At 62.9% G+C, this 25,915-nt stretch carries 17 protein-coding genes; 15 read left to right on the plus strand and 2 right to left on the minus strand.

The genetic code is table 11. The annotated features are described in order from the left end of the window. Nucleotides 1-52 precede the first annotated feature (52 nt). The 10 genes from L0U81_RS18860 to L0U81_RS18905 all read left to right on the plus strand — a co-directional run bounded on the left by L0U81_RS18860 (nucleotide 53) and on the right by L0U81_RS18905 (nucleotide 19,011). Entirely contained in the window at nucleotides 53-1,264 is a 1,212-nt protein-coding gene (locus L0U81_RS18860; RefSeq protein WP_233805047.1) for an MFS transporter, read from the plus strand. Nucleotides 1,265-1,423: 159 nt separating this feature from the next. Beyond that, nucleotides 1,424-2,566 (plus strand): porin, encoded by a 1,143-nt coding sequence (locus tag L0U81_RS18865; RefSeq protein ID WP_233805048.1) that lies wholly within the window; start codon nucleotides 1,424-1,426, stop codon nucleotides 2,564-2,566. Between the two features lie 292 nt (nucleotides 2,567-2,858). Continuing rightward, the gene (locus L0U81_RS18870) at nucleotides 2,859-3,539 is read left to right on the plus strand and encodes a winged helix-turn-helix domain-containing protein (protein ID WP_233805049.1); all 681 of its coding nucleotides are present in this window, start codon (nucleotides 2,859-2,861) and stop codon (nucleotides 3,537-3,539) included. Nucleotides 3,540-3,821: 282 nt separating this feature from the next. Then, on the plus strand, nucleotides 3,822-5,363 hold the full coding sequence (locus tag L0U81_RS18875) for a multicopper oxidase domain-containing protein (protein WP_233805050.1): 1,542 nt from the start codon (nucleotides 3,822-3,824) through the stop codon (nucleotides 5,361-5,363). Nucleotides 5,364-5,430: 67 nt separating this feature from the next. Next, the gene (locus L0U81_RS18880) at nucleotides 5,431-6,972 is read left to right on the plus strand and encodes a multicopper oxidase domain-containing protein (protein ID WP_233807834.1); all 1,542 of its coding nucleotides are present in this window, start codon (nucleotides 5,431-5,433) and stop codon (nucleotides 6,970-6,972) included. Nucleotides 6,973-6,991: 19 nt separating this feature from the next. Continuing rightward, entirely contained in the window at nucleotides 6,992-15,139 is an 8,148-nt protein-coding gene (locus L0U81_RS18885) for a choice-of-anchor Q domain-containing protein (RefSeq protein WP_233805051.1), read from the plus strand. Continuing rightward, complete coding sequence (locus L0U81_RS18890; protein WP_233805052.1) at nucleotides 15,136-15,606, plus strand: hypothetical protein; 471 nt, start codon at nucleotides 15,136-15,138, stop codon at nucleotides 15,604-15,606. The genes L0U81_RS18885 and L0U81_RS18890 overlap by 4 nt, the downstream gene beginning before the upstream one ends. Before the next feature lie 39 nt (nucleotides 15,607-15,645). Beyond that, nucleotides 15,646-16,470 carry an outer membrane lipoprotein-sorting protein gene (locus tag L0U81_RS18895; RefSeq protein WP_233805053.1) on the plus strand — a complete coding sequence of 275 codons (825 nt, stop codon included), beginning with the start codon at nucleotides 15,646-15,648 and terminating at the stop codon, nucleotides 16,468-16,470. 28 nt (nucleotides 16,471-16,498) lie between these two features. Next, nucleotides 16,499-17,350, plus strand: a complete 852-nt coding sequence (locus L0U81_RS18900) for a hypothetical protein (protein ID WP_233805054.1) — start codon at nucleotides 16,499-16,501, stop codon at nucleotides 17,348-17,350. A gap of 5 nt (nucleotides 17,351-17,355) precedes the next feature. After that, nucleotides 17,356-19,011 carry a c-type cytochrome gene (locus tag L0U81_RS18905; RefSeq protein WP_233807835.1) on the plus strand — a complete coding sequence of 552 codons (1,656 nt, stop codon included), beginning with the start codon at nucleotides 17,356-17,358 and terminating at the stop codon, nucleotides 19,009-19,011. Between the two features lie 14 nt (nucleotides 19,012-19,025). Here the strand turns inward: L0U81_RS18905 and L0U81_RS18910 are convergent, their stop codons facing one another. After that, on the minus strand, nucleotides 19,026-19,676 hold the full coding sequence (locus L0U81_RS18910) for a lytic transglycosylase domain-containing protein (RefSeq protein WP_233805055.1): 651 nt from the start codon (nucleotides 19,674-19,676) through the stop codon (nucleotides 19,026-19,028). Nucleotides 19,677-20,223: 547 nt separating this feature from the next. On the opposite strand from L0U81_RS18910, the gene L0U81_RS18915 reads away from it, so the two are divergent. Next, nucleotides 20,224-21,015: a response regulator gene (locus L0U81_RS18915; RefSeq protein WP_233805056.1), complete on the plus strand. Its 792-nt coding sequence runs from the start codon at nucleotides 20,224-20,226 to the stop codon at nucleotides 21,013-21,015. A gap of 20 nt (nucleotides 21,016-21,035) precedes the next feature. On the opposite strand, the gene L0U81_RS18920 is transcribed toward L0U81_RS18915, so the two are convergent. Further along, a complete protein-coding gene (locus L0U81_RS18920; RefSeq protein ID WP_233805057.1) occupies nucleotides 21,036-22,181 on the minus strand; it encodes a sensor histidine kinase in 1,146 nt (381 codons plus the stop codon). 582 nt (nucleotides 22,182-22,763) lie between these two features. Between L0U81_RS18920 and L0U81_RS18925 the strand changes: the two genes are divergently transcribed. From L0U81_RS18925 to L0U81_RS18940, 4 genes are all read left to right on the plus strand, one after another. Then, the gene (locus L0U81_RS18925) at nucleotides 22,764-23,348 is read left to right on the plus strand and encodes an SCO family protein (RefSeq protein ID WP_442793455.1); all 585 of its coding nucleotides are present in this window, start codon (nucleotides 22,764-22,766) and stop codon (nucleotides 23,346-23,348) included. A gap of 23 nt (nucleotides 23,349-23,371) precedes the next feature. Further along, on the plus strand, nucleotides 23,372-24,064 hold the full coding sequence (locus L0U81_RS18930) for a response regulator (protein WP_233805058.1): 693 nt from the start codon (nucleotides 23,372-23,374) through the stop codon (nucleotides 24,062-24,064). 154 nt (nucleotides 24,065-24,218) lie between these two features. Further along, nucleotides 24,219-24,668, plus strand: a complete 450-nt coding sequence (gene gspG / locus L0U81_RS18935) for a type II secretion system major pseudopilin GspG (protein ID WP_233807837.1) — start codon at nucleotides 24,219-24,221, stop codon at nucleotides 24,666-24,668. Nucleotides 24,669-24,711: 43 nt separating this feature from the next. Next, nucleotides 24,712-25,914, plus strand: coding sequence for a type II secretion system F family protein (locus L0U81_RS18940; RefSeq protein WP_233805059.1), 1,203 nt, complete (start codon nucleotides 24,712-24,714; stop codon nucleotides 25,912-25,914). Nucleotide 25,915 lies beyond the last annotated feature (1 nt).

The following is a 25,915-nucleotide window of genomic DNA, read 5'->3' on the forward strand; positions in this document are numbered from 1 at the left end:
GAATTTGATAAAAGCATAAACAAAAAAATCAGGCGAACTTCAGGAGACAACCATGCTTTCCCCAGGCAGTTGGCCTTGCATCATTCTGCTTTACATCTACGGAACCGTCGCGACCTCGCTGGTGACGCAGTCGGTTCCCGTCATCGGCGACATCGCGAAGTACTTCGACCTGTCTCACGCGAACGCCGGCTGGGTGATCTCCATTCCGTCGCTGATCACTGCGATCGCAGCCTTGTTCGGCGGCTGGCTCGTCGACCGGATCGGCGACAAGCGGGTCATTTTCGGCGGCTCGCTGTTCGCGCTGGTCGGCAATCTGGTAGTGGTCGGCGCGCACGATGTGACGACGCTGTTCGTGGGCCGGCTGCTGCAGGGCGTCGGGTATCTGTCGCTGACGGTCGGCGCGGTGACGCTGATCATGCGCACCACTAGCGGCTCGCGGCGCAGTATCGCGCTGGGGCTGTGGACCTCGCATACGGCAGTCGGCATCGGCCTCACGCTGAGCATCGTCGCGCCGCTCGCGCAGCACGGTGAACTGTGGCGCTGGGCGTTCGGCGGACACGCGATCCTGATGGCGCTGCTGGCCTGTGCGGTGATCCTGCTGCCGGCCAAACAGGCCAACCTGCAAAGCCGCCGGCTCGCCGACATCTGGCTCGTGCTGAAAAGCCCGCGGCCGTATCGCGTGGCGCTGGCGTCGGGCGCATCCGCGTTCATCCAGACCGGTATCATGGCGGCCCTCACGGTCTACCTGTCGCGGCGCTACGCGATTCCGATTCCGGCGGCAGCAGGCATTGGCACGCTGGCCGAAGTGTTCGTCGCCTGCGGTTGCCTGAGCGTCGGCCATCTACTGAAAGCCGGCGTGCGCGGCGGGCGGCTCGTGATCGTCGGCGGCATCGTGATGCTGTGCGGCGGCGTCGCCCTGTATCTCCCGGTGGTCGAACTCGTTGCGGCGATCGTCGCGGTCTGCGTGTTTTCGCTGGGCATCGGCACGGTCAATGGGTACATCTGGACCCTGGTGCCGTCGTCGTCGCCGAGCATCGGCAGCATGGGTGCGACCAGCGGCCTCGTCGCTCAGGCCACCTATCTCGGCGTGCTGCTCGGACCGCCGGCGATCTTCGCGAGTTTCTACGAAGGCGGCTGGATGGTTCGGGTCGGTCTGGTGGTGATCGCCGTGGTGTTGCAGCTCGCGCCGATTCTCGGCTGGGGGCGCCCCGAAAGTCTCGACGAGCGGCGGCATGGGCCGGCCCAGGCGCTGGAACCAAACTGACTGCAGTGCGAAGCAGTGCGCGTTGCCGGTCACGCGCCGTGATCCGCTCAGCCGGATAGCGAGGACCGACCGGCAGCCCGCAAAACAAACGGGGCTGTGTAGCAGATTCAATGCGTTGGATAGTCAATAAAAATTAGTCATGCCAATCAAGGAGACGTCATGAAGGTTTGGAGGCTGGCACGGAAGGCAGCAGGGCGTGCGGGGTTTTGCGTCGCGCTGGGCACGGCGGGCATCGGTTGCGCGCAGGCACAGAGCAGCGTTACGTTGTATGGGATCATTTCCACCGGTGTCGAATATGTGAGCAACGTAAAGGGCTCGCACCTGTTCGCGCTCGCCAACGGTGGCATGATGCCGCCGCGTTGGGGGTTGCGCGGCGACGAAGATATCGGCGGCGGAACGCACGCGATCTTCACGCTGGAGAATGGCTTTTCGATCACCAACGGCGCGTCGCTCGGCGGCATGTTCGGACGCCAGGCATTCGTCGGCCTGAGCAATCAACGCTACGGTACGATCACTGCCGGCCGTCAGTATGAAGAGATGACGGCAAGCCTCTGGTGGGCGGAGTCAGCCAACCTCTTCGCAGGTGTCGGCGCGCACATCGGCGACAACGACAACATGTTCTTCACCAACCGGTTCAACAACTCGGTTCGCTACGCATCGCCCAGTTTCGCGGGGCTGACGTTCGCCGGCAGCTATGCGTTCTCGAACTCGACGCAGTTCTCGAACAACAATGGATTCAGCGGTAGCGCGAACTACGCGAACGGTCCGTTGAAGCTAGGTGTGGCCTTCACGCAGTTCAACCGGCGCAGCAACGCGACGCCGTCGAACTTGACGAGCGGCGCGGTCGATAGCACGGGTTGGGGTTTCAGCTCGCCGTTCGTGGTCAGCCCGACAGGTGCGGGTACGGACCAGCAGCGCATCATCGGGGTAGGGGCGAGCTACGACTTCGGCATCTTCAACATGCTCGCGAGTTATACGAACGTACTGTTCAACTACTCGGATTCGTCGGGACTGAGGCTGCAAAACGGCGAAGTGGGCGTTTATAAGCGCTTTACGCCTGCGTGGCTGGTCGGCGTTTCGTACGTGTACACGGCCGGCGATTATTCCGGCGGCCGTTCACCGCACTACAACCAGGTGACGCTGGCGACCGACTACCTGCTGTCCAAGCGCACCGATCTGTTCCTCGTGGGCATCTATCAGCGCGCGAGCGGCCCCGGCGCGTTTGCGCAGATCTACACCACCCAGGCGTCGAGCGGCCAATCGCAGACGCTGGTGGAGGCGGGCATCAGGCATCGGTTCTGAGCTGGCTGGGTCTGGTTTGCGTCGCCCGCTGATTCGGCGAGCGCTGCGCCCAGACCCACCTGAGCCGCCCATTTTTCCGGTTCCGCAATCCGCTGATTGGGCACTCGGACCACCGCAGGATTCAGGGTCTTCATCGAGCTTTCGGCGGTTCGTGTCGTTCCGCACATTGTCGCGCAACGCCTTGCCGCAATATAACCGACCGTTCCCAGTCAGGGTGTACAAGGAGGGCCAGCCAGACTGCACCTGGTCGGGGCGCTGATCTGCGACGCATACGGGTATACAACGAGCTGCCATGCGAATTCTCTTTATCGATACCGACCGGTCAGGTGGTGACAATGAGGAAAGCGCACTCTGCAAGGCGGGGTTTAGCGTCGACAGAACCGCGAATCTGCAGCACGCAAGAATCGCGATGGAAACGACCCGGTATTCGTTGTGTCTGCTCAACCTCGATCGCCCGGATGGTTCCGCGGTCGAGTTGCTCATGTCGCTTCGCAAAACGAGGGGTCTTATACCAGTTCTTGTTCTGAGCGTGCGCGACGTTGCGGCCGAGAAGGCCCACGTGCTCGACCTGGGGGCTGACGACTACTTGTGCAAACCATGCGATTCGACTGAACTGGTATCGCGAGTTCGCGCTTTGCTGCGCCGCGCGCAGGGACGCGCCAGCGAGCGCGTCACGTGGCGTGACATATCCGTGGACTTTGCCCGTCAGTCCGTCACGCGAGGTGGTCGGCTGCTGGATCTGACTGCTCGCGAATGGGCGCTGTTCGAGCTGCTGCTATCGCGAGCCGGCTCGCCGCAATCTTCCTCGGAAATCGCGCAAGACCTGTATGGCTGGCGCGACGAAATCGAAAGCAACGTCGTCGCGGTGCACGTCGCAAACCTCAGGAAAAAACTGGGAGAGGATGTGATTCGTACCGTACGGGGCTTCGGCTACGTAATGGACGATGTGCGTAATACGGCGCCGGGAGAGTAGGTGCTCCGTTTGCCATAGAACCATCAGCCTGACCCACGTCCTCAAACCCGTAGCCTCTGACACTGCGCCGAGCCCACCGCTCGATACCACCGCTCGATACCACGGTTCCCCTTGCCCGTTGGGTCAATCCTACCGCAAGTGTAGGGAGGTGCCCCATTCCCTCCCAAAGAGGCGATCTCCAGAATTCAGATACGGGATTTGTAACGATGCACCCGGTCTCGTGATCGCAGAGCTTGACGGCAGCGCACTCCCGGCGCTGACGGACACCTCAGCGGAGGTCCTATGTTCAGCACCCTCGCCTACCGCAACGGCGTAGCGGCACTGTTGCTGCTGCTGTTCGCGTTGCCATCATTCGCGCAGTCGTTCCGGGTGCAATGCCCGCCGACCACCACCCTGCACCCGAACGCGCTGCCGGCAGGCGCTGGCGAGCCTGCCTATACGGGCCCATCGGTCAACGGGCAGACGTCTACAGGCGTCGTCAACGGCGCCATCAAGTGCCAGCAGATCTCGGGTGGCGACGGCTACGCCACGATGGCCGACGGGACGCAAACCTATCTGTTCTCGTTCGGCCCATTGTCCGGCCTCGCGGACATTCAAAATGGTCAGCCGGGCACGGAGTTCGCGTCGGTGTTCAACGTCCCGGGGACGTCCACCAACAACGGAGCGATCGGACTCGTACCCGATCCTGAATCGACGCCGCCTAATTCGCTGACAACCGGCCACGTCGATCCCCGGCAGATCATGAACACGGGCGTGATGAACGGCAACATCCCCGCGCCGACGATGGCCATCGACGAAGACGACGAGTTCTTCCTCACGCTGACCAATGTCGGGATGATCATGCGCCCCGACCTGTTCGAGCAGCACACGGTGCACTTCCACGGCTATCCGAATGCGTCGTCGTTCTATGACGGGGTGCCGGATGCGTCGGTGGCGATCAACATCGGTGGGAGCTTCACGTACTACTACGTCGCACCCGATGCCGGCACCTACTTCTGGCACTGCCACATCACACCGCCGGAGCACCTGCAGATGGGCATGGTTGGCCAGATTTACGTGCGACCGCGCCAGGACCGTGTGGCAGGCGGCGCCTCGCTGTACAACTCGCTGCTGCAGCAGCAGAAGGATCCGCGCACGGCATGCGGCACAGACATTCTCTGCTCGACGCCGATCCCGCCGTCAAACAGCGTGCTTCACGTGAACAACAAGAGCGGCACGCCGACGCTCTACGCGTACAACGACGGCGACGGATCGACGGCCTATGACGTCGAGTATCCCGTGCAGATACACGGCTTCGATCCGAACTTCCACTTCGTGGGCATGACGTTCAACCCCGAGCCGTTCGTCGACATGAAGGACAAGTACTTCCTGCTCAACGGACGCAGCTATCCGGACACCGTCACACCCGGCCCGATGCAAACGCCGGTTGCGGACGGCACGGAGCACTATTCGCAGCCGCTGCCTGCGCTCATCAACATTCCGGCAGGCGGCAGGGCATTGCTGCGCATTTCGGATCTCGACGTCACGGAATTCCAGACGCTCGCCTCGCTGGGCATTCCGATGCATGTGATCGGCGTCAACGCGCGCCTGCTGCGTGACATGGCGGGTAACGACATGACGTACCTGACCAACTCGGTCACGCTCGGTGGCGGCGAATCGGTCGACGTGATTCTCGACGCGACCAACTATACGGCGGGCTCAGTCTTTTACCTGTACACACCGAACCTCGATCACCTGTCGAACGATGCCGAGAACTTCGGCGGATTGATGACCGAGGTCCACATCTGCAATTCGGTGGACCCGACCACGAAGTCCTGTTCCTAGGAGATGAGCCGTGGGCAACATCATCGAGAACTTCTGGCGCATTACACCTGTGCGCCGCGGATCCGCCGTGCGTCTCGCGCTGTTCTACGCGATCCTCATTGCGATCATTTGCTGCGTGAACGCGCATGCCGCTGCGCCTGGCATTACGGGCACGTCATTCAACTTTAGCGCGGAAGCCAACCGCATCAGCCAGCCTGACGGGTCGAGCGTGTACGCGTGGGGCTATGGCTGCAGCACGGCCCCGACCGGTTTTTCGCCCGCGAACGTGACGGGCGCAACCTGTCCGAGCATGCAGGTGCCGGGGCCCACGCTGATCGTGAAGGAGGGCGCCGTCGTCACGATCACGCTGACGAACAACCTGCCGGTCGCGGCAGGCAATACGTCGATTCTCTTTCCGGGCTTCCAGGTCTGTGCCGCCGTGCTCAATGCGGACGGCACATGCCCCACGACCCTCACGGGCGTGCCGGGCCTGCTGACGCGAGAGGCGACGCACGGCAGCACCGTGACCTACAGCTTCATCGCGTCGACGCCGGGCACGCATAGCTACTACAGCGGGACACAGGGCGACCTGCAGGTCGAAATGGGCCTGTCGGGCGCGATCATCGTGCTGCCGAACACGGTGCCGACCGGTTGCCGCGCCGTGCAGACGAGCCTGCCCGACGGACAGCCAGACTATCGCAACGCCGCCTCGGCGTACGACCATTCGGCGACGTGCTACGACCGCGAGTACCTGTTCCAGTTCTCCGAGATGGATTCGCGCATTCACAGCGAGGCCGAAACGGAAGCGAGCAAGCCTTGCACGCAGCAGACGGGCTGCATGACCGTCGAGACCGAGCCGTATCACCCCGCGTATTTCATGATCAACGGCCGCTCGATGCCCGACGACATGGATCCGAACTACTCGGGGCAGTATCCGCACCAACCGTATAACGGCAATCCGCACATGCATCCGGGTGAACTCGTGCTGTTACGCGTGATTGGCCTGGGCCGCTGGCAGCATCCGTTCCACGAGCACGGCAATCACGTGCGTGTGCTCGCTCGTGACGGCAACCTTTTGCTGAGCAAGACCGACCCGACGAAGCTCGCCGGCCCGCTGCTCTTCACGACGACCACGACGCCCGGGATCGCGATGGACGGCATCTTCTACTGGACGGGTAAAGGGCTGGGTTGGGATGTGTATGGCCACAAGCCGGGCGATGGCAGCGTCTGCATTCCCGATGCGAACGGCTACTACACGTCCAATCCGAGCGCGCCCAACTACTACGAGTGGTGCGCCGATCACGACAAGGCGCTCGAAGCGCATCCGTTCGGCAACGTCGCCAGCGGTGGTCCGGTGACGCTGCCCGACGCGCGGATTCTGACGAATGGGGCCTGGTACGGCGGCAGTCCGTATCTCGGTCCCGACGCGACGATGCGTGCCACGTCATTTACGGGCACGACGCCGCCGAGTGGCACGGTCGCGAATCCGCCGACCTCGGAAGCCGGATTCGCCTACATGTGGCATTCGCACAATGAACGAGAGATTACGACGAACAACACGTTCCCCGGCGGGATGATGATGATGATGCTCGTCGATCCCCAGGCGTTCACGATCAACGAAGGCAACTAGGAAGGCGGGGAGAATCGCGATGAGAGCCAACGAATTCAAAATGACGCTTGCACGCGTCGTGAAGGCGGGCGTCGTGGCGTCGTTGCTGATGACGGCGAGCGCAATGGTGTCCGCGCAAAGCGTAACCCTGACCGCGAAGGCGCAGACGGTAACGCTCCCTGATGGGCAAACCGTGCCGATGTGGGGTTACACCTGTTCCGCGGCGGCTGTTGCGCCGGCGACCTGTGCGTCGACGAACCCGAACGCGGGCGCGAACTGGTCGCCCATCGTGATCACGACGCCGCCCGGCTCGTTGACCATCAGCCTCACGAACAACCTGCCTGCACCGGTGCCGACGTCGCTCGTGATCGTCGGGCAACTGGGCGGCGGTCTCGGCAACACGGCCACGTCGACTGCGAGCCCCGTTCACGCGACGCAGACCACGACGACCTGGCCGATAGCCGCCTCGAACACGGGCGCGAGCTTCACGCCCCCGGCGCAGCCGCCGCGCGTGCAGTCGTTTGCGACGGAAGTGACGAACGGCAATACCACGCCCGTGCAACTGACCTGGAGCAATCTGAACCCTGGCACCTACCTGATCGAATCGGGCACGCATCCGTCGATTCAGGGGCCGATGGGCCTCTATGGCGTGCTCGTCGTCACGACGCCTCCCGGTACCAGCACGAGAGGGACGGCCTATCCGGGCGTCAATTATGACGCGGACGTGCCCCTCGTACTGAGTGAAATCGACCCCGTGCAGAACCAGTCGGTCGCAACCGCCGTCGCCACCCCGGGCTTCAGCGAGACGCGCGTGTGGTCCGGCCTCGCAAACCAATGCGGCAATCCCGCTTCGGCGAACTACAACACCTGCTATCCGCCCGCGGTGAACTACGACCCGCGCTACTACCTGATCAACGGCCTTTCATTCGATCGTACGAACCCGACCGTTTCGGCGTTCCCCGCGACGGCGCCCGTCGGCACTGGCCAGATCCTGGTGCGCTTCGTGAACGCGGGTCTGCGCATGCATGTCCCGTCCATCGTCGGCGCGCAATCGGGAAGTCCATCGACGTCCGGCGTCGCGCTCATTGCCGAGGACGGCAACGTACTACCCGGCAATCCGCGCATTCAGTCGGCCGTGTTTCTGGCCGCCGGAAAAACCAGTGACGTCCTGATCTACACCCCCCCAACGGGTTCGCTCGCGCTGCCGGTGTTCGACCGTCAGCTGAGCCTGTCGACGAATAACCAGCGCGACGGCGGCATGCAGGGCTATATCGCCGTGAACGGCGCAGCGGCACCGACATCGGCTGCCGGCAGTGCGAACGCGGTTGCCAATCCTGATACGTATTTCCTTGTCGCTGGTAATACGCTCACGGTCTCGGACCCGGCGAAGGGCGTGATCGCGAACGACGTGGGTGTCTATGGCGTGCAGGTCAAGACCCCGCCGACGAGCGGCACACTCACGCTCAATGCCAATGGCACGTTCACCTATGTACCGAACGCCGGCACGACATCGGACAGCTTCGTCTATCAGGCCAACGGCAATCCGGCGATCACGGCACTGGTCACGCTCGCGCCCTGCACGGCGGCGGCGAACTGCCTGTCCGGCACGCCTGTTGCAGTGAATGGCGCCTATACGAGCAACATCGCGTCGCAATTCCATGAAGGCGCGCCTGGTGTGCTGCTCCCCGACCACGATCCGTCGGGTCTCCCGCTTACTGCGTCGATCGTCGGCAGCGCAACGGGCGGCACGGTGACGCTCAACGCGGACGGCTCGTTCAATGCCGTGCCGTCGGCGCCGCCCAAAGGCACTGCGACGGCGACGGTCACGTTCCAGTACAAGGCTGTCAACTCGCAGAACACCGCGAGCAATCCGGCCACGGTCACCGTTACGTTCAAGGGCGGCAGCGGGCTCGCTGTGAAGGTGCTGGATGCGCCGAGCACCTTGCCGGGAAAAACCGCGATTCAGCTCACCGACTACCGCTGGATCATCGAGGAAGACCGTACCTTCCAGATCGATCCGGCGTGCCAGGTGAATTCGGCGACACGTCCGGCGACTTGTCCGCCGCTGCCCGTGCCGAGCCTCGGCACCAATTTCCATACGAGCTATATGCCCGTTGTCGCGGCGGGATGCGTCGGCAAGGTCGCGTGCGAGTCTGGCCAGACCGTGTTCAATCCGGCCACGAACGCCCACGTGAACACGGTATGCGACATCGGCGATGGCCAATGCCGCATGGATCTCAGCGCCTCCCAACAGACTCCCGTCGATCCGTCGCAGGTCGCGCTCGACCCGACCAAGCACTACTATCTGTCGATCCTGCCCGGGGACGCGGGTAATACCTTCGCGAACGGCGGGGGCGCGCCGGTGGGTACGCGGCAGTTCGATATCTCGAAGGATTGCCCGTCGGGTGCGGGTGGCGCGGACTTCGCGCCCGGCACCGGTAAATGCGGCCACGCCATGGGCGGTGCGCCGATCGCACCTGCGCAGACAGCCGTCAACGTCCCGCTGCAGGAAACGCCGTTGCAGACCGCGAAGATCTCCGTGTTCGTCTTCGAAGACGATGCGCCCGTCAACGGCGAAGTGGATGTGAGCGGCGGCACCGATGCATTCGGCACAGCGCGCGAGCCGGGCCTGGGTGGCTTCGAAATCAAGCTCTTCGACGATGCGGGCGGCACGGGCGATGCCACCGGCCAGATGTCATACGATATGTTCAACATGCCGCTCTCGAACGCGCTGAACGGCACGATCGACCCGAGCACGGGCCTCAATGCGTGCCCGATCTCGACGACGAGCACTGATGGTCTGGTCGGCATGATTCCGACCTGCCCGAAGTTCGAGTCCGACGGCAAGACGTATTCGCCGCTGGTCGGCCAGGCGATCATCGCGAACCTGATGCCGGGCCGCTATGGTGTCGTCGCGAACCCGGCCGCCGATCGTATCGCGCGCGGCGAGGAATGGCTGCAAACCAACACGCTGGACGGCCAGAAGGCGCATGACGCGTTCATCAAGGTCGGCGGTCCCGCGTACTTCCAGGAGTTCGGTCCGGCGGGCTTCCATGTGACGATCGGCTTCGCCAATCCGAAGATCATCAACGACCGGCTGCCGGGCTACTGCCAGGGCGTGACCTGCAACAACGGCATCAAAGGCATGATCACGAACCTGCACTACAGCCGTCCGCCTAATGAGAACCTGTACCACACCGGTTCGCGCCAGTCGCTGAGCTTCACGCAGTGCTACGTGAGCGTCGGCGATCCTGATGGCGAAGATATCGCGTTCACGAAGTGCAATGCGGACGGTACGTTCAGCATTAGCGGACTGCCGGACGGCACGTACCGTATCACCGTGTTCGACCAGTGGAATGACCAGATCGTCGATGGTCTCGCGACGGCGGTGCAGGTCAAGGGCGGGCAGACAGCAGATGTCGGCGAGCTTTCCGTGCTGCAGTGGCATACGAACCTGTACACGCGCACCTATCTCGATTCGAACGGTACAGGCGTGTCGAACGGCAGCGAGGCGGGGCTTGCGCTCGTGCCGACCAACGTCCGCTTCCGCGACGGCAGCTATTCGAACTTCCTCTCCACCGACCTGAACGGCTATGCGTCGTTCAACGAAGTGTTCCCGCTCTTCAACTGGTACGTCGTAGAGGCCGACACGACGCGCTACAAGCAGACGGGCGTGCATGCCGTCTATGACGCGGGCGGGCCGCCGGATGGCACGACGGGCGGCGGCAGCTCGACGATCGCCGCGCATTACGCGAACACGCAGGAATCGGCGACGGCACACCTGCCGACCGCACTGCGCGTGCCGGGCGCGATCTACTGCAACGACGCGGACTGCAACGACCACTCGGGTACCAATCCGTCCACGGGCCGCATCGACCCGCCATGGGTCACTACGGAGGGCTGGCAGGGCTTCTCCGGGCAGAGTTCGTTCCTCGAGTTCGGCAAGGCGCCGTTCGCCGCCGGCGAGAACGGCGGGATTGTGGGCGAAGTGGTGTACGCGTCGACGCGCCCGTTCGACGACCCGACCCTGCTCATTCACAACAGCTGGACACCGAACGTACCGGGCGTGACGGTCAATCTGTACCAGGAGGGCACGGCGCCCGATGGTACGCAGAGCCTGACGCTCGTCGATACGACGAAGACCAGCAGCTGGGACGACTGGGCACAGGGCTTCCGTTCGGACGGCATGCCGAACATGAACTGCCCGGGCCAGGAAACCACGGACCCGTTCTTCTTCACGCTGCAGAACTCTACGCAATGGCTCGATCCGAACAAGCGCGCGCTGCCGAATAACTCGCAGTTCAAGTGCTATGACGGCATGCATGCGTTCAACCAGTTGCAGCCTGCACCGTACGACGGCATGTACCAGTTCCCGAGCGTAACGGGCCGCAATCCGTCGAACGGCGCGGTGACGGGCACGAACTGCACCATCTGCGTGGCGGACCCTACGGATACCAAGTACAACACGAAGATGCTGCCGCCGGGCAAGTACGTGGTCGAAGTCATCGTGCCGCCGGGCTATGAACTCGTGAAGGAGGAAGACAAGAACATCCTGATCGGCGACAACTACATCGCGCCCGTCACGCAGCAGTTCGGCTCGCTGGGCAACATTTTCATCCTGCCCGACCAGGCAGCCGTGAACGCGACGTACAACGCCAACAACGCGCAGAACTCGACGACCGATCTGGGCTCGCCGCCGCGTACCGACTCCGGCAAGCAGGGCGATGAACAGCTGTGGCCGTGCGTGGGTGCGCTGCGGGTCGTGCCGGACTACATCAGCCTGTTCCCCGGCTCGAAGGAGGTCGCGCCGTTCGCGGGTGCCTCGCGCCATCTGTGCGATCGCAAGGAAGTCACGCTGAGCGACCAGATGACGGCACGCGCCAAGTTCTGGATCTTCAGTTCGACGCACGTGAGCGCGCATTTCACGGGCTTCATGCTCGATGACTTCTCGTCCGAGTTCGATCCGTACTCGCCGCAATTCGGCGAAAAGTTCGCGGTGCCGAACGTGCCTGTCTCGATCAAGGACTTTGCGGGCAACGAAGTGAGCCGCTTGTACTCGGATGCGTGGGGCATCTTCAACGGCCTGAACTATTCGACGTGGCAAGTGAACCCGCCGAACCCGACGGGCTACGCGCCGACGATGATGGTCGCCTGCATGAACGATCCAGACATGCCGGACCCTGCACATCCGGGGCAAACGATCCGCGATCCGCTCTACAACCCTGCGTATAGCCAGTTCTGCTACGAGATTCCGTTCATGCCGGGTCAGACACAGTACATGGACACGCCTGTCGTGCCCGTATCCGCCTTCGCCGACGGCTATAACCCGCCCGATTGCGCGTATCCGGACGGGACGCCGGCGATCTCGTCGGTGACGGGCGATACGATTACCGGTGGCGGTGCGGGTCCGTGGGTGAGCCAGGCGACCTTGTTGAGCGGCCAGCACCGGCTGACCATCAAGTCACTCGGCAACCAGACCGTGCCGAACAATGCGTACGGTGGACCGTCGGCGACGACGGCGCCGTACAACCAGAAGTTCGTCACGCGGCACTATGGCTTCGGGACGACGCAAGGGACTGGCAAGGTCACGATCGGCGGGGTGAATGCGACCGTCCGCTCGTGGTCGGATACGCAGATTGTCGTCGACACGCCAGTGGTGGGGCTGCCGTTCCCGGGCCTGAACGGCTGCACGATCCAGCAGCGCGGCGTCGGCGCGATCCCGATGTGCGGCGAGCTGGTCGTCACGGCGAGCAACGGCAAGCAGTCGATCGATGCCGTCACGGTCACGATCGGCGGCAAGGCGCCGACCTATGTCAACGGCGAGAACGCGACCAGCAACGCGATCCAGTCAGCCATCGACAAGGCCACGTCGGGCGACCTCATCATCGTCGGTCCGGGCACCTACAACGAAATGCTGCTGATGTGGAAGCCGGTGCGTCTGCAGGGCGTGGGTGCGCCTTCCGTGGTCGTGAACGCGAACACGCATCCGTCGGGCAAGCTCGACCCGTGGCGCAGACAGGTCGACTGCCTGTTCGGCATCGCGCTGAACGGCGCCGCGATCTCGGCGAGCAATCCGTACGATCCGACGGGTACGTACAGCTGCACCACAGCGATGCAACGCAAGGTGGATCCGATTCCGCTGGAACCGACGTTCGGCTGGGACAACTCGCTCAACGGCAATCTGGGCGAACTGCTGCAGGAGCCGGCGCTGATGGGCGCGTATGAAGGCGCGGGCATCACGGTGCTGGCCAAGGGCGTGCGTGATGTGAACGGCCAGGCCGACCCGAACTGCACCGCGAACGGCATCTGCACGCCGCTCACGAACAGCAATGCGGACTGCAATGCGTACTCGAGCAATTTCCTGTGCAATCCGTCGCGTATCGACGGCCTCACATTCACGAACAGCTCGCAGGGCGGCGGCGGCATCTTCCTGCACGGCTGGAACCACTCTACGGAGGTGTCGAACAACCGCGTGTTCGCCAACGCCGGTACGCTGACGGGCGGGATCACGGTGGGCCAGGTGGAAGTGCCCGACGGGACGATCGCAGCCGACGGCTTTACGCAGCTGCCCTACCTGTACAACAAGAATGTCAATGTGCATCACAACTCGGTGACGTCGAACGCATCGTACGGTGACGAGATCAACTCGACGACGCCTTCGTCGGCAGCGGGTGTGACATTCTGCTCGGGCTCGGACTACTATAAATTCAACAACAACTGGGTCTGCGGCAACATGAGCAGCGGCGACGGCGGCGGTGTCGCGCACTTCGGCTTCAGCTACAACGGCACTGTGTCGCACAACTGGATCCTGTTCAACCAGAGCAACAACCCGACGCTGCCGACCTACGGTGGCGGGTTGATCGCCCAGGGCGTGCCGCCCGACGGCACGTTCTGCGAGAACGCGGCGATTGATACCGATTGCGCGCCGGAGCTTCCAGATGGTGTCGGACCGGGCCTCGTGATCGACGGCAATCTGATCCTCGGCAATACGGCTGAAAGCGGCAAGGGCGGTGGCCTGCGGCTGCAGAACATCAACGGCACGGACGTGCAGCGCAGTCCGAGCAATCCGAACCACTGGTACGCAGTGAGCGTGATCAACAACATCATCGCGAACAACGTAGCGGGCTGGTCGGGTGGCGGCGTGTCGGTGCAGGACGCGGTGCGGGTGAGCTTCATCAACAATACCGTGGTCTCGAACGACTCGACGGCTACCGCCGGCGTGCTCTTCAACACGGCGCTCGCTGCGCAGGCCAACGTCGGTCCGCCGAACTGCACGACCGTCGGTGCGGAAACGACGTGCAGCCCGATCACGACGTCGACGAATCAGCCGTCGGGACTCGAGACCGCGAAGCATACGCAGAACTTCCTGTTGGCGTTCACGGCAGGAAACGCGGGTTGCCCGGCCGGACAGAACTGCAGCCAGTTCTCGATACCTGTGCTGACCAACGACGTGTTCTGGCATAACCGCACGTTCCACATCACGGTGGGCGGGTTGGACACGGGTATTCAGGGATTGCAGAACGTCGTGACGCTGAACCCGACGTTGAACCAGGGGGGACATGCGACGGGCTATTGCGATCCGGCCGCCGCGTACTGGGACATCGGTGCGTATGGCGATACGGGCCCGGCGGATCACTCGTCAGGCGTGACGCTTGCCCCGCAGTATTCGATCATCACGGACATCGCCGATTACAACAGTGCGGCCGCGCATAACATCGGAACGAATCCGGCCGTGGTGAGCCTGTACTGCAACGGCTCGCGCAAGCCGCCCGAAGCTGGTGGTATTGGCTTCACGGTGCCGCCCGGTATTGCGGATACCGTGCTGCCCAACCCGCTGTTCAGCCTGCTGCCGTCGGCCACACCGGATGAAGGCAACCAGTGGATCAACATGTCGTACGGGCCGCTTTCGCTGTTCAACATGACGATCACCTCAGGCAGTACGGGCTACGGTGTACCGCTTGGGAACTACTCGATCCGGCAGGGTTCGCCGGCGGTCAATACAGGGACGGCTGCGGGCGCGCCGAATCATGACTTCTTCGGCACGCCGAGGCCGCAGGGTGGAGGGTACGACATCGGCGCAGTGGAACTGCCAAGCACTCAGTTCGCGGGCAACGTGGGGGGTACCTTGGCGCAGTTGCTGCAACAACTGCAACAACTGTTCGGGCCGCTCTCTGGAGTGCCGCAATGAAACGCGCAACGATCGTCGCGTGGGTCTGCTGTGCCGCACTGCCGGCGATGCCGGCGGCGGCCCAGCAGGTTCAACCGGTGTCGCAGCATGTCTCGCGCTATGAGCCGATGAAGTTCACCCAGCATGAGCGCGAGTTCTATCAGTCGACAGGGGGCATCGACCACATGCACGTCCGCCGCACGGCGTCGGGCAACCTGTTGCGCTTCAGTTATCGCGTGACGGACCCGGCGCACGCGAAGCTGCTCGGCGACAAGAACGCGACGCCCTATCTGTACGGCACAGCGAATCACGTGCTGCTTGAAATACCCGTGATGGACAACATCGGCCAGTTGCGGCAGACGGGCGAACTGGAAGCCGGGCAGGAGTACTGGATGGTGTTTTCGAACAAGGGCAATCTGGTGAAGGCGGGGGACCGCGTCAGTGTGTTGATCGGTTCGTTCCACATCGATGGGCTGGTGGTCGAATAAAGCCCAAGGCGTCTGCGGCATCACATAGAGGAGATCGACATGAGTCGGGGATTTCTGACCGCAATTTCGATGACGGCCGCGGTGGCCGCGAGCTTCGCCTCGCTGGGTGCGCTGGCCGCTGCGTCAGGCGGCGGCATGAGCGCGGCACAGATCGTCGAGCGCAATGTCACGGCGCGCGGCGGGCTGCAGGCATGGCACGCCGTCAATACGATGTCGCTGAGCGGACAGGTTGACGTGGGAGGCAAGAAGCCCGTCAAGCTGCCGTTCGTCATGACGATGAAGCGGCCGCACAAGAGCCGCTTCGAAGTGAATTTCGACAACCAGATCGCGTACCAGGCGTATGACGGCACGCAGGGCTGGAAGGTGAGGCCGTTCCTCGGGCGCAATGTCGCCGAGCCTTATACGCCGGTTGAAGCGAAATCGGCGGCGCAAACGGCGGACCTCGAGGGGCCGCTGATCGACTATGCGGCCAAGGGCAGCCAGGTGGAGTTGCAGGGGACGGACACCATCGAGGGCCACCGCGCGTACAGGCTCCTGCTGAGCACGAAAGATCACGTGCAACGGCATGTGTGGATCGACGCATCGAGCTTTCTGGAATTGAAGATCGACGGCGACCCGCGCCAGCTCGATGGCCGCATGCATGACGTGACCGTGTACTACCGCGACTACCGGCGCGAAGACGGCCTGATGATTCCACATGTGCTCGAAACCACGGTTGCGGGCGTGAAGCAGACGCATCAGATGACGATCGAGCACGTCACCGTGAATCAGCCTGCCGATGATGCGCTCTTCGCGAAACCGCAGTTGCCCGCGCAACCGCAAACGCAACCCCACGCGCCGGCGGCCAAGGTCGCCGCGAAATGACGGTCCCAGGCTCGATGAGATGACGATCATGAAACCCATCATGTCATTGTTACTGGCGGGCTCCGTGTCTGCGATCGCGGTCGCGTGGGCGCAGATGCCGGCCGCCGATCACGCTGATCAGTCGCTCACCGTGGACGAAATCGTCGCGAAGAACGCGGCCGCGCGCGGCGGCGACGACGCATGGCGTAAGGTCCAGGCAATGATGTGGGCGGGACACGTCGACAGCGCGAATGCGCCGACCCCGAGCGTGCCGTTCGTGCTCGCGCTCAAGCGCCCCAGCAGCACGCGCTTCGAATTGACCGCAATGAACCAGCACGTCCTGCGCATGTTCGACGGCAAGGCGGGCTGGAAGATACGGCCATCGTCGGACGGCATGCCGGATGTGCAGGCCTATTCGCCATCGGAGGTGCGCTACGCGAGCGAAGAGCAGGTGATCGACGGGCCGCTGCTCGATCACGCCGCGAAGGGCATAGCGGTGTCGCTCGAAGGCAACGAGATGATCGACGACAGGAAGACTTACCGGCTGCTCGTGACCTTGCCTTCGGGCGCGCATCGTCATGTGTGGGTCGATGCGCAATCGTTCCTCGACGTCAAGTACGACCGTGAAGCGCCGAATCTTCTGACGGGCAAGCCGGTGACGGTCGAAGTGAGCTACCGCGACTACCACGACGTGGACGGCCTGAAGCTGCCGTACACGATAGAAAGCGGCGTCGTGGGTGCGCCGAAGAAGGACAAGCTCGTGATCGACAGGGTGTCGATCAATCCGCCGCTCAACGACAACATGTTCGTCAAGCCCGTGATAGCAGGGCGGCGTGGATCAGTGACGGTCGGCGTGGAGGGGGCGCCGCCGACGCGTTCCGCATTCCGTCAGATGCCCTGATCATGATGAAGGGCCGGCTTCTCGATCGGGCCTATATCCTGGCCCTGCGGATCACGTGGACAAGCGCGCTCTGCTGCGCGTTGCTTGCCGCCGCGCAGTATGCGCACGGTGCGCCGCCCATCGACGTCGGCGAAGCGATCTTCCGGGACGGCATTGCAGGGGATGGCCGCCCTGTCGAAGCCACGCATCAGGGCCAACTGGCGATGAAGGGCGCCGCGGCCGCCTGCATGAACTGCCATCGGCGCAGCGGCCTCGGGTCCAAAGAAGGCAACACGACAATTCCGCCTATCGCTGCGCAGTATCTCTTTCTTCCGCGCACGCAGAGCCCCGACGAACTCACTGTGCCGTTTGTTGACGGCGTGCGTACGAATCGCGAGCCCTATACGGAAACGACGCTCGCGCGCGCGATTCGCGAAGGTCTCGATTCCGAAGGCAGACCTCTCGGCTATCTGATGCCGCAGTTCGCGCTCAACGACGCGGATATGCATGCGCTGATCGCCTATCTGAAGACACTCGACCAACGCCGGGCGCCTGGGGTCACCGACACGGTGCTGCACTTCGCGACGATCATCACGCCCGATGCCGATCCCGTCAAGAAGCAGGGCATGCTCGATGTCCTCAAACACTATTTCGCCGACAAGAATGCCGCGCCGCTCGGTGCGACGCCCGCGCTGCGCTCGTCGCACAAGTTGATGTTCATGGTCAACCGGCGCTGGGAACTGCATGTGTGGGAACTGCACGGCGCACCGGATACCTGGGAAGCGCAGTTGAAGCAGCAGCTTGCGCAGCAGCCTGTGTTCGCGGTGCTGTCGGGCCTGGGTGGGCGGAACTGGGCTCCGGTGCATGACTTCTGCGAACGCGAACAGGTGCCGTGTCTGTTTCCGAATGTGGAAGTGCCGGTCGAAGGCGAACACGATGTTTACTCGATGTATTTCTCGCGTGGGGTGTTGCTTGAAGCCGCGCTGATCGCAAAGCGGATACAGGAGCCGGCGGGCTCGGGGCAGCCGGTCAGGAAGGTGGTGCAGGTATATCGCGCGGGTGATAGCGGCGAAGCGGCGGCGCAAGCGCTTGCTGCGGATCTGAGAAAGAAGGGGATTGAAGTCCAGAACCGCGCGTTGCAGGCGAGCGCGCATATCGCCACGGCGCTGCGTGGCGCGTCACATGAAGATGCATTCGTGCTGTGGCTGCGGCCGCCGGACCTTGCCACACTCGGCGACGCGCCACCCGCATCGGCGATGGTGTATGTATCTGGGCTCATGGGCGGGCTCGATCATGCGCCGCTGCCTGGCCGATGGCGCGACAGCGCGCGCCTCGCCTATCCGATCGATCTGCCTCAAGACCGGCGCGTGCGCCTCGACTATGCGTTCGGCTGGTTCGCGATACGCCATATTCCTGTCGTCGATGAGCGCGTGCAGGCCGATACCTATCTCGCGTGCGGACTGCTGGCGGAGACCCTGAGTCATATGGTCGATGCGTTCGTGCGCGACTATCTCGTCGAGCGGATCGACGACATGCTCGAGCATCGCATTCTCACCGGCTACTATCCGCGCCTCACGCTTGCGCCGGGCCAGAGTTTCGCGTCGAAGGGCGGGTACATCGTGCGTTTCGGGGAGCCCGACAGGATGCGCATCGTTGCAGATAGCGACTGGATCGTGCCGTAATAGACGCGACGAAATCAACTGTTCGCTGGCAGCAGCTGCCGGTATTTTTCGAGCACGCGCGGCACGTATGAGCGCGTCTCGGGAATCGAAGGAATCTGATAGCCCGCGCGAATCACGGCGTTCTCACCGGCGTTGTACGCGGCGAGCGCCAGTTCCATATCGTCCTTGAACAGATCGAGCAGAAAGCGTAGATAACGCGCGCCTGCCAGCACGTTGTCGCGCGGATTGAACATGTCGCCATTCGAGAAACGGCGCGCGGTGTCGGGCATCAGCTGCATGAGGCCCAAGGCGCCTTTATCGGAGACGGCATTCGGGTTGTAGCGCGATTCCACGTCGATGACTGCGTGCAGCAGTTCGGGTTGCAGATGGAAGATCCGGCTCGCCTCCGCGATGACGTTGCGGAACCGGGAGGCATCGGCACGTGCAGACTGCGCCGTGCCAGATTGCTTCGCGCGGCCGGGCGGAGCAGGCGGCGGCGCTGCAACGATGAGGGACATCCCCGCCTTGCCTGGTGTGTCGGTCAGCACGACCGCGCCCGAGTTATCGACCTGGCCGAAGATGTCGGCACACGCGGGCTGCGCGAAGGCCACGCTGAGCACGATCCCGGGTACGAGCGATGACGCGGATACTGAGTGAGCCGGTCGTCTCGCTGGATGCCCGCGCATGCTGGATCTCCCCTGGTGCCCTTGATTGTGGTGCGGCGACCAGCGGCAAGCAATGGGGTGAGTTCCCCATCTTCAGACGCGAGCACTGCGGACTTTCACCCAATGTACAAAAATGTTACAGGTGCGCAATCGCGCGTCGTCGCTGCCTCAATGGCCGAACGGCGAGCGATGAAGCGGAACGTAGAAAATTGACGCGGTGTGAGTAAAAACTGCCACAGGATCGCAGCTTCTGCGTGAAACTGCACTTTTCCGAATTATTACCCGGTCGGTATTACGGTAATAGTTTGATCAGAAATGAAACATTTAGACACGTAATTCTTACCGGGCTACGACGATCTTTAAACGGCTCTTTACGGATGTTAGGCTTGCTCGATTGGCAAGATCCTTGCTTTGTCTGACGCGAACGCGTACTCACATGGGATTCTCCTGTACCAGTTGGTATGCCGAAATATTTAAGTAATGCCAACGAAAGTAACAAACGAAAGAAGAAGAATTTTGCGCCTGCTGTTGAACTGGCGCACACCACATTGCAGACGAGGAGGCGACCGTGAACATCAAACACCGAGTGATCATCGCCGACGATCACGACCTGTTGCGCAATGGGCTGCGTTCGATGTTATCGGCGCAAAGCGAGTACGAAGTGGTGGGCGAAGCGCGCGATGGCAAGGAAGCGTGTCAGATGGCGATGTCACTGGCACCCGATCTGATCCTGATGGACCTGTCGATGCGAGGCATGAACGGCATCGATGCAACGGTGGCCATCAAACGGCGCACGCCGCTCGTGCGCATCATCGCGTTGACCGTGCATCAGAGCGAGGAGTATGTGCGCGAAGCGCTGCGTGCGGGCGTCGACGGTTATGTATTGAAGGATGTGTCGTTCGATGAATTGCTCTTCGCGATGCGCACGGTCATGCTGGGCAAGAAGCATCTGAGCGCGGACGTCTACGGTTTCATGGTGGACCCGTTCGTCACAGGGCGCGAGACCACCGCGCCGAAGAAAGCATGGAGCATGTTGACCGCGCGCGAGCGCAGCGTGTTGAAGCTGATCGCGGAAGGGCGCACCAATCGACAGGTCGGGCAGTATCTGAATCTGAGCCCGAAGACGATCGAAAAGTACCGCGCGCGCGTGATGCACAAGCTCGCAATCGAGAACGTGACGGAACTGGTGCTCGCGGCGATCAGCATGGGATTGCTGACGACGCTCGCTTCGAAATGCGCGGAGTCGGAGAACGACGGCAAACTGCTGCACTTGCCGGTTGCGGGTGTTCATATGCAAGGCGAATCAGCCGAGGTGCACGATGCTGAACTGCCGCGTTTGAGCGGTACGCAGGCGGGCTAGCAGACGAACAACGACAGGAACTAGATTCGCCAACTGGCCGCGACTTCTGTGCCGCCTTCGCTGCGCGCGCTGACCGAGAACGCACCGCCGTGTGCTTCGACGCGATTCTGCATGCCGGTCAGGCCGAGCCCGTTCGAGTGGGCATCGCTGCCACTTAGCGGATGCATGTCATAGCCGCTTCCGTCGTCGCGAATCGACAGCAGCAGCGTCGTTGCATCGCCTTGCAGATCGACGTGAACCTCCGACGCAGCCGCATGACTGATGATGTTATTGAGCGCTTCCTGCACGACACGAAAGATGTCCGCTTTCAGGTGATCGGGTATATCCCCGTCCTCGATGCCGCACGCAAACACGACGCGCAATCGTTCGCTGCTTTGCTCCACACGCCTGCATAGCGTGCTCAACGCGGCGGGCAGCCCAAGCCTCTGTAGCGCGAGCGGCCGCAATTCTCCGCAGATCTGCCGCATCTCACCGATCGTGTCGCGTATCTGCAGAACAGTCGCATCGAGCAGTTGCGCGGCGTCGTCGACCTGGCCGCGACGCAGGCGCATGCGCGCATCTTCGACCATCAGTTTGATCAACGTCAGCGCCTGACCCATGCCATCGTGAAGCTCAGCGGCCAGGCGTTCGCGTTCATGCTGCTGGCCCATGCTCAGCCAGGTCGCTCGCCTGTGTTGGGCATCGTCATGCCATTCAGCATTTGCAGCCGATCGCGAAATCTCTTCCGCAGGCACTACAACAGGCTCAACGAACAGCGTTAGCCGCAGTGGTCCGCCCGAGGCATCCGATGCCAAGGTCTGCTGATACACATGAAACGACGTACGTCGGCCGGTCCTGTCGGTGAGCGTCACATCGAACGAACGGAACGCTTCATCGGTGCCGCCGCACAGGTGCATTTCGACGGCAGCGCGGTCTTCATCATGCGCGAAGCCGGCGAGTTGTTTGCCGACGAGATCCGCACTCGCGTAACCCAGCAGCGCCGCAGCGCTGCGATTCACGCTGACGATTGCACCGTCGCACGTCGTGACTGCAAGCGCGGCGCCGCGTGCGTCACTGACGTGGGCCGCCGGCGGCTGCACGCGCCGCACCGAGCTGCCCAGCTTGCGCATTGCATCGATCAGATCGCGCAGCCTCAGGGGTGGTTCAGGCGGCGGGATGGCATACATGGGTGCTCCCGACTGGTTGAGCCTCGATATTCCCAAGCCTTGGGCAAATTGTAGGCCGCGACATGGTTCCGACACAACGGGGCATATGCATGCATCACGCACGGGGAATACTGACACTGCGAACGGCGGGGTATCCCGTAGGTAGAGGTCTCCTACCTTGCTTTGGGGGGATTCATCCAGTGACACCTCAAACGCGATTGACGAGACTGGGTAAGCAAAGGCGAGAAGCGTGCCGTGCCGGGCCGCAGCCTGTTGCGTCACGAAGAGGAGGTCGCGATGAATACCCACAAGCTCGTAGTCGCTGCGCTCATTCTGACAGGCGTGGGACTGACCGCGCAAGCGGCGCTGAGCGCCGAGTCCGAACCGATGCCCGCAGCCGATGCCGGAATGGCGGCGCAACATCACGATGCCTCGATGAACATGGACTCCGCGAAAGGCGAGGACGCGATCGCGGATGCCGTTGCAAACGATACCGCGGGGCAAAGCGTCCACGCGATGCCAATGGATATGCCGATGGACGACATGGCGATGCCGGAAGGTCACGACGCAGCCGCTGCGCACGACGCGAAGCCGGCTCAGAACATGGACGACAAGGACACCACGGACAAACTCCACTCCATGTCCGGCGAGCAGGACATGCACGCGCACCATCACAACATGGCGCCGGGCACGACCCGCACCACAGTGGACTACACGGTGCCACCCGTGACGCTCGTGCGCGCCGACGGCAAGTCCGTTTCGCTCGTGGATGAGCTGAACGATGGCCGCCCCGTCGTCCTGACTTTCATCTACACCTCGTGCACGACGATCTGCCCGATGGTCAGCCAGACCTTCGAACAGCTGCAGGATGAACTGGGCAGCGAGCGCGACAAGGTGCATTTCGTATCGATCTCGATCGATCCGGAACAGGACACGCCCGCACGTCTGAGAGCCTATGCAGAACGCTTCGGCGCAGGCCCGCAATGGCAGTACTACACAGGCACCGTCGATGCGAGCATCGCCGCGCAACGCGCATTCAACGTCTATCGCGGCGACAAGATGAATCACACTGCCGTCGCATTCTTGCGCGCCGCGCCTGGCAAGCCGTGGCTGCGTCTGGATGGTCCCGCGACACCCGGCGAACTGCTCAGCGCGTATCACGAAGTCGTCGCCAGCAACGGATCGTGAACCCAGCGTGCGGAGGTGTCAAAGTGGCGAAGATCCACCGGGTGTTGATCGTCGACGATCAACCGCTGCTGCGCGGCGGCCTCTGTTCGATGGTGCGCGCGTTGCCGCTCTATAGCGTGGCGGGCGAGGCGGGCGACGGCAGCGAGGCGTGCAGTCTCGCCGCGACGTTGCTGCCCGATCTGATCCTGATGGATCTGTCGATGCCCGGCAAGAGCGGCGTCGAAGCGATCGCGCATATCAAGAGGCATTTTCCGCAGATACGGATCATCGCGCTGACCATTCATTCGAGCGATCTGCATATGCGCAGGGCACTGGCGGCTGGTGTCGACGGCTACGTCCTCAAGGATGCGTCGTTCGACGAACTTGTCGAAGCGATGCGCCTCGTCATGCTCGGCCAGCGCAATGCGACGCTCGACGCATACGGCGCGCGGCACGACGAATCACTCGGTCTTGCGTCGAACCTGCAGCATACGCAGACCTGGGGTGCGCTGACGAGCCGCGAGCGGACCGTGCTGCGCCTCGTCGCGGAAGGATGCACGAACCGCGAAGTAGGCGAGCAGTTGCGCCTGAGCCCGAAAACCATCGAAAAACATCGTGCAAGTCTGATGCGCAAGCTCGGCGTATCGAATGCGACGGGACTCGTGCACGCGGCTCTCGATCTTGGCGTGCTCGCGTTACCCGACGACGCGACAGATGGGGCGAAGTACTTCATCTGAGCCCAAAAAAACTGGAGGGTCTTTACCCATCCGTTTGCACGAGTCTCCCTACTTAGCGGGCATGCCGGTGTGAACAAGAATGCACTTAGGCGTCTTCGCAGTTGAAGGCGCAGCAGTCCACAGGGAGGACAACAACATGAGCGACATCCGGTTCATGTCCCCGTCCAGCAGCGACGTCGAGAGCCGTCTACAGAAGCACGCACGCCAGCGTGGCTTTACGCTGCTCGAACTGCTGGTGGTGATGGTCATCATCGGCCTGCTGGCGGGTCTGGTCGCGCCTCGCTACTTCGAGCAGATCGGCAAGTCGAATACGAAGATCGCACATGCGCAGATCGATTCGCTCGGCAAGGCTCTCGATCAATACCGGCTCGACGTCGGCCAGTACCCAACCACGGAGGAGGGCTTGCAGGCGCTGATGGCGAAGCCGCAGGACGCGCCGCACTGGAGCGGCCCTTATCTGCAGAAAGCCGTGCCGCTCGATCCGTGGGATCGCCCCTATCAGTACCGGTCGCCCGGCGAGCATGGCGACTATGACCTGTACACCTATGGCAAGGGCGGTCAGCCAGGCGGTACGGGCGAGAGCGCGACCGTGTCGTCGTGGTGAGCATGGCGAGAACAGAACCGGAAGCAAGGCAAGGAGAAGCGACGTGAAGTATGTGCTGCGTGTCTTCGATACCAACGGATCGGTGCAGACGGTGCGCGTCGAAAGCGATTCGACGACGGCAGCGGCAGCGATCGCGCGGGCACGCGGTTGGCGCGTGGTGTCGGTGCGCGGCGAACGCGCAGGCGCCCGGATGCGCCTTCGCGCACCCACGATCGCACGCGGCAAGTTCAACGTCGAGCTCTTCGCACGCGAACTCGCGGCGCTGCTGGCGGCGGGCGTCGGTGTCGTCGATGCGTTGCGTACGCTCGCGAGCAACGAGCGGCGCGAGGGTTCCGCCGCGGTTTATCGCGGACTGTTGCGGCGGCTCGAAGAGGGGCAGTCGTTATCCGCGGCGCTCGAACAGGCTAGCGATGTCTTTCCGCCCGTGCTCGTCGCCTGCGTGAAAGCGAGCGAGCAGACGGGCGGTCTCGCGGACAGCCTCACGCGCTATTCGCGCAACAGCGCGATGTTGCATGAGCTGCGCGGCCGCGTGGTGTCGGCAGCGATCTATCCGACGGTCCTGCTGGGGGTGGGTGCGGTAGTCGTGATCTTTCTGTTGGGCTTCGTCGTCCCGCGCTTCGCGACGCTGCTCGAACATAGCGGACGCGAACTACCGCTTCTTTCTCAATGGCTGATCGCGTGGGGCAGCATGGTTCACGCGCACGGCCGGGAACTCGCGATCGCTTTCGCAGTGCTGGTGCTCACGGCAGCCATCATGCTGCGCCGTCCGTCCGCGCGCGAATGGATCGCCGATCGCATTCTCGCCTTGCCGGGCATCGGCCAGTACATTCGCGTGTTCCGTCAATCGCAGTTTTATCGCACGACGGCGATGCTCGTCGACGGCGGCATTCCCGCCCTGCGCGCGTTCGATCTTGCCCGCGGTCTCGTCGGACGTTCCGATCAGGCTGCCCTTGGCCGCGCGCTCGATCAGGTACGCAACGGCGCGAAGATTTCCGATGCGTTCCAGCAGGCCTCGCTCGCCGATGCAATCACGTATCGGCTGCTGACCGTCGCGGAAAAGACGGGCGGACTCGGCCCCGTGCTCGACCGGATCGCGGCGTTTCAGGAAGCGCAGGTCGCGCGCGCAATCGATCTGATCTCACGGCTGATCGAGCCGGCGATGATGATCTTCATCGGCATCGTGATCGGCGGCATCGTCGTGCTGATGTATATGCCGATCTTCGAAATCGCATCGAGCGTTCAATAGC

The organism is Paraburkholderia sp. HP33-1, assembly GCF_021390595.1.
Taxonomy (GTDB): domain Bacteria; phylum Pseudomonadota; class Gammaproteobacteria; order Burkholderiales; family Burkholderiaceae; genus Paraburkholderia.

Coding starts and splice junctions, on each gene's coding strand:
- L0U81_RS18865 (WP_233805048.1), top strand. CDS start 1,424: ATGAAGGTTTGGAGGCTGGCACGGAAGGCAGCAGGGCGTGCGGGGTTT.
- L0U81_RS18870 (WP_233805049.1), top strand. CDS start 2,859: ATGCGAATTCTCTTTATCGATACCGACCGGTCAGGTGGTGACAATGAG.
- L0U81_RS18890 (WP_233805052.1), top strand. CDS start 15,136: ATGAAACGCGCAACGATCGTCGCGTGGGTCTGCTGTGCCGCACTGCCG.
- L0U81_RS18860 (WP_233805047.1), top strand. CDS start 53: ATGCTTTCCCCAGGCAGTTGGCCTTGCATCATTCTGCTTTACATCTAC.
- L0U81_RS18920 (WP_233805057.1), bottom strand. CDS start 22,181: ATGTATGCCATCCCGCCGCCTGAACCACCCCTGAGGCTGCGCGATCTG.
- L0U81_RS18900 (WP_233805054.1), top strand. CDS start 16,499: ATGAAACCCATCATGTCATTGTTACTGGCGGGCTCCGTGTCTGCGATC.
- L0U81_RS18895 (WP_233805053.1), top strand. CDS start 15,646: ATGAGTCGGGGATTTCTGACCGCAATTTCGATGACGGCCGCGGTGGCC.
- L0U81_RS18885 (WP_233805051.1), top strand. CDS start 6,992: ATGAGAGCCAACGAATTCAAAATGACGCTTGCACGCGTCGTGAAGGCG.
- L0U81_RS18910 (WP_233805055.1), bottom strand. CDS start 19,676: ATGCGCGGGCATCCAGCGAGACGACCGGCTCACTCAGTATCCGCGTCA.
- L0U81_RS18875 (WP_233805050.1), top strand. CDS start 3,822: ATGTTCAGCACCCTCGCCTACCGCAACGGCGTAGCGGCACTGTTGCTG.
- gspG (WP_233807837.1), top strand. CDS start 24,219: ATGTCCCCGTCCAGCAGCGACGTCGAGAGCCGTCTACAGAAGCACGCA.
- L0U81_RS18925 (WP_442793455.1), top strand. CDS start 22,764: ATGGACGACAAGGACACCACGGACAAACTCCACTCCATGTCCGGCGAG.
- L0U81_RS18905 (WP_233807835.1), top strand. CDS start 17,356: ATGAAGGGCCGGCTTCTCGATCGGGCCTATATCCTGGCCCTGCGGATC.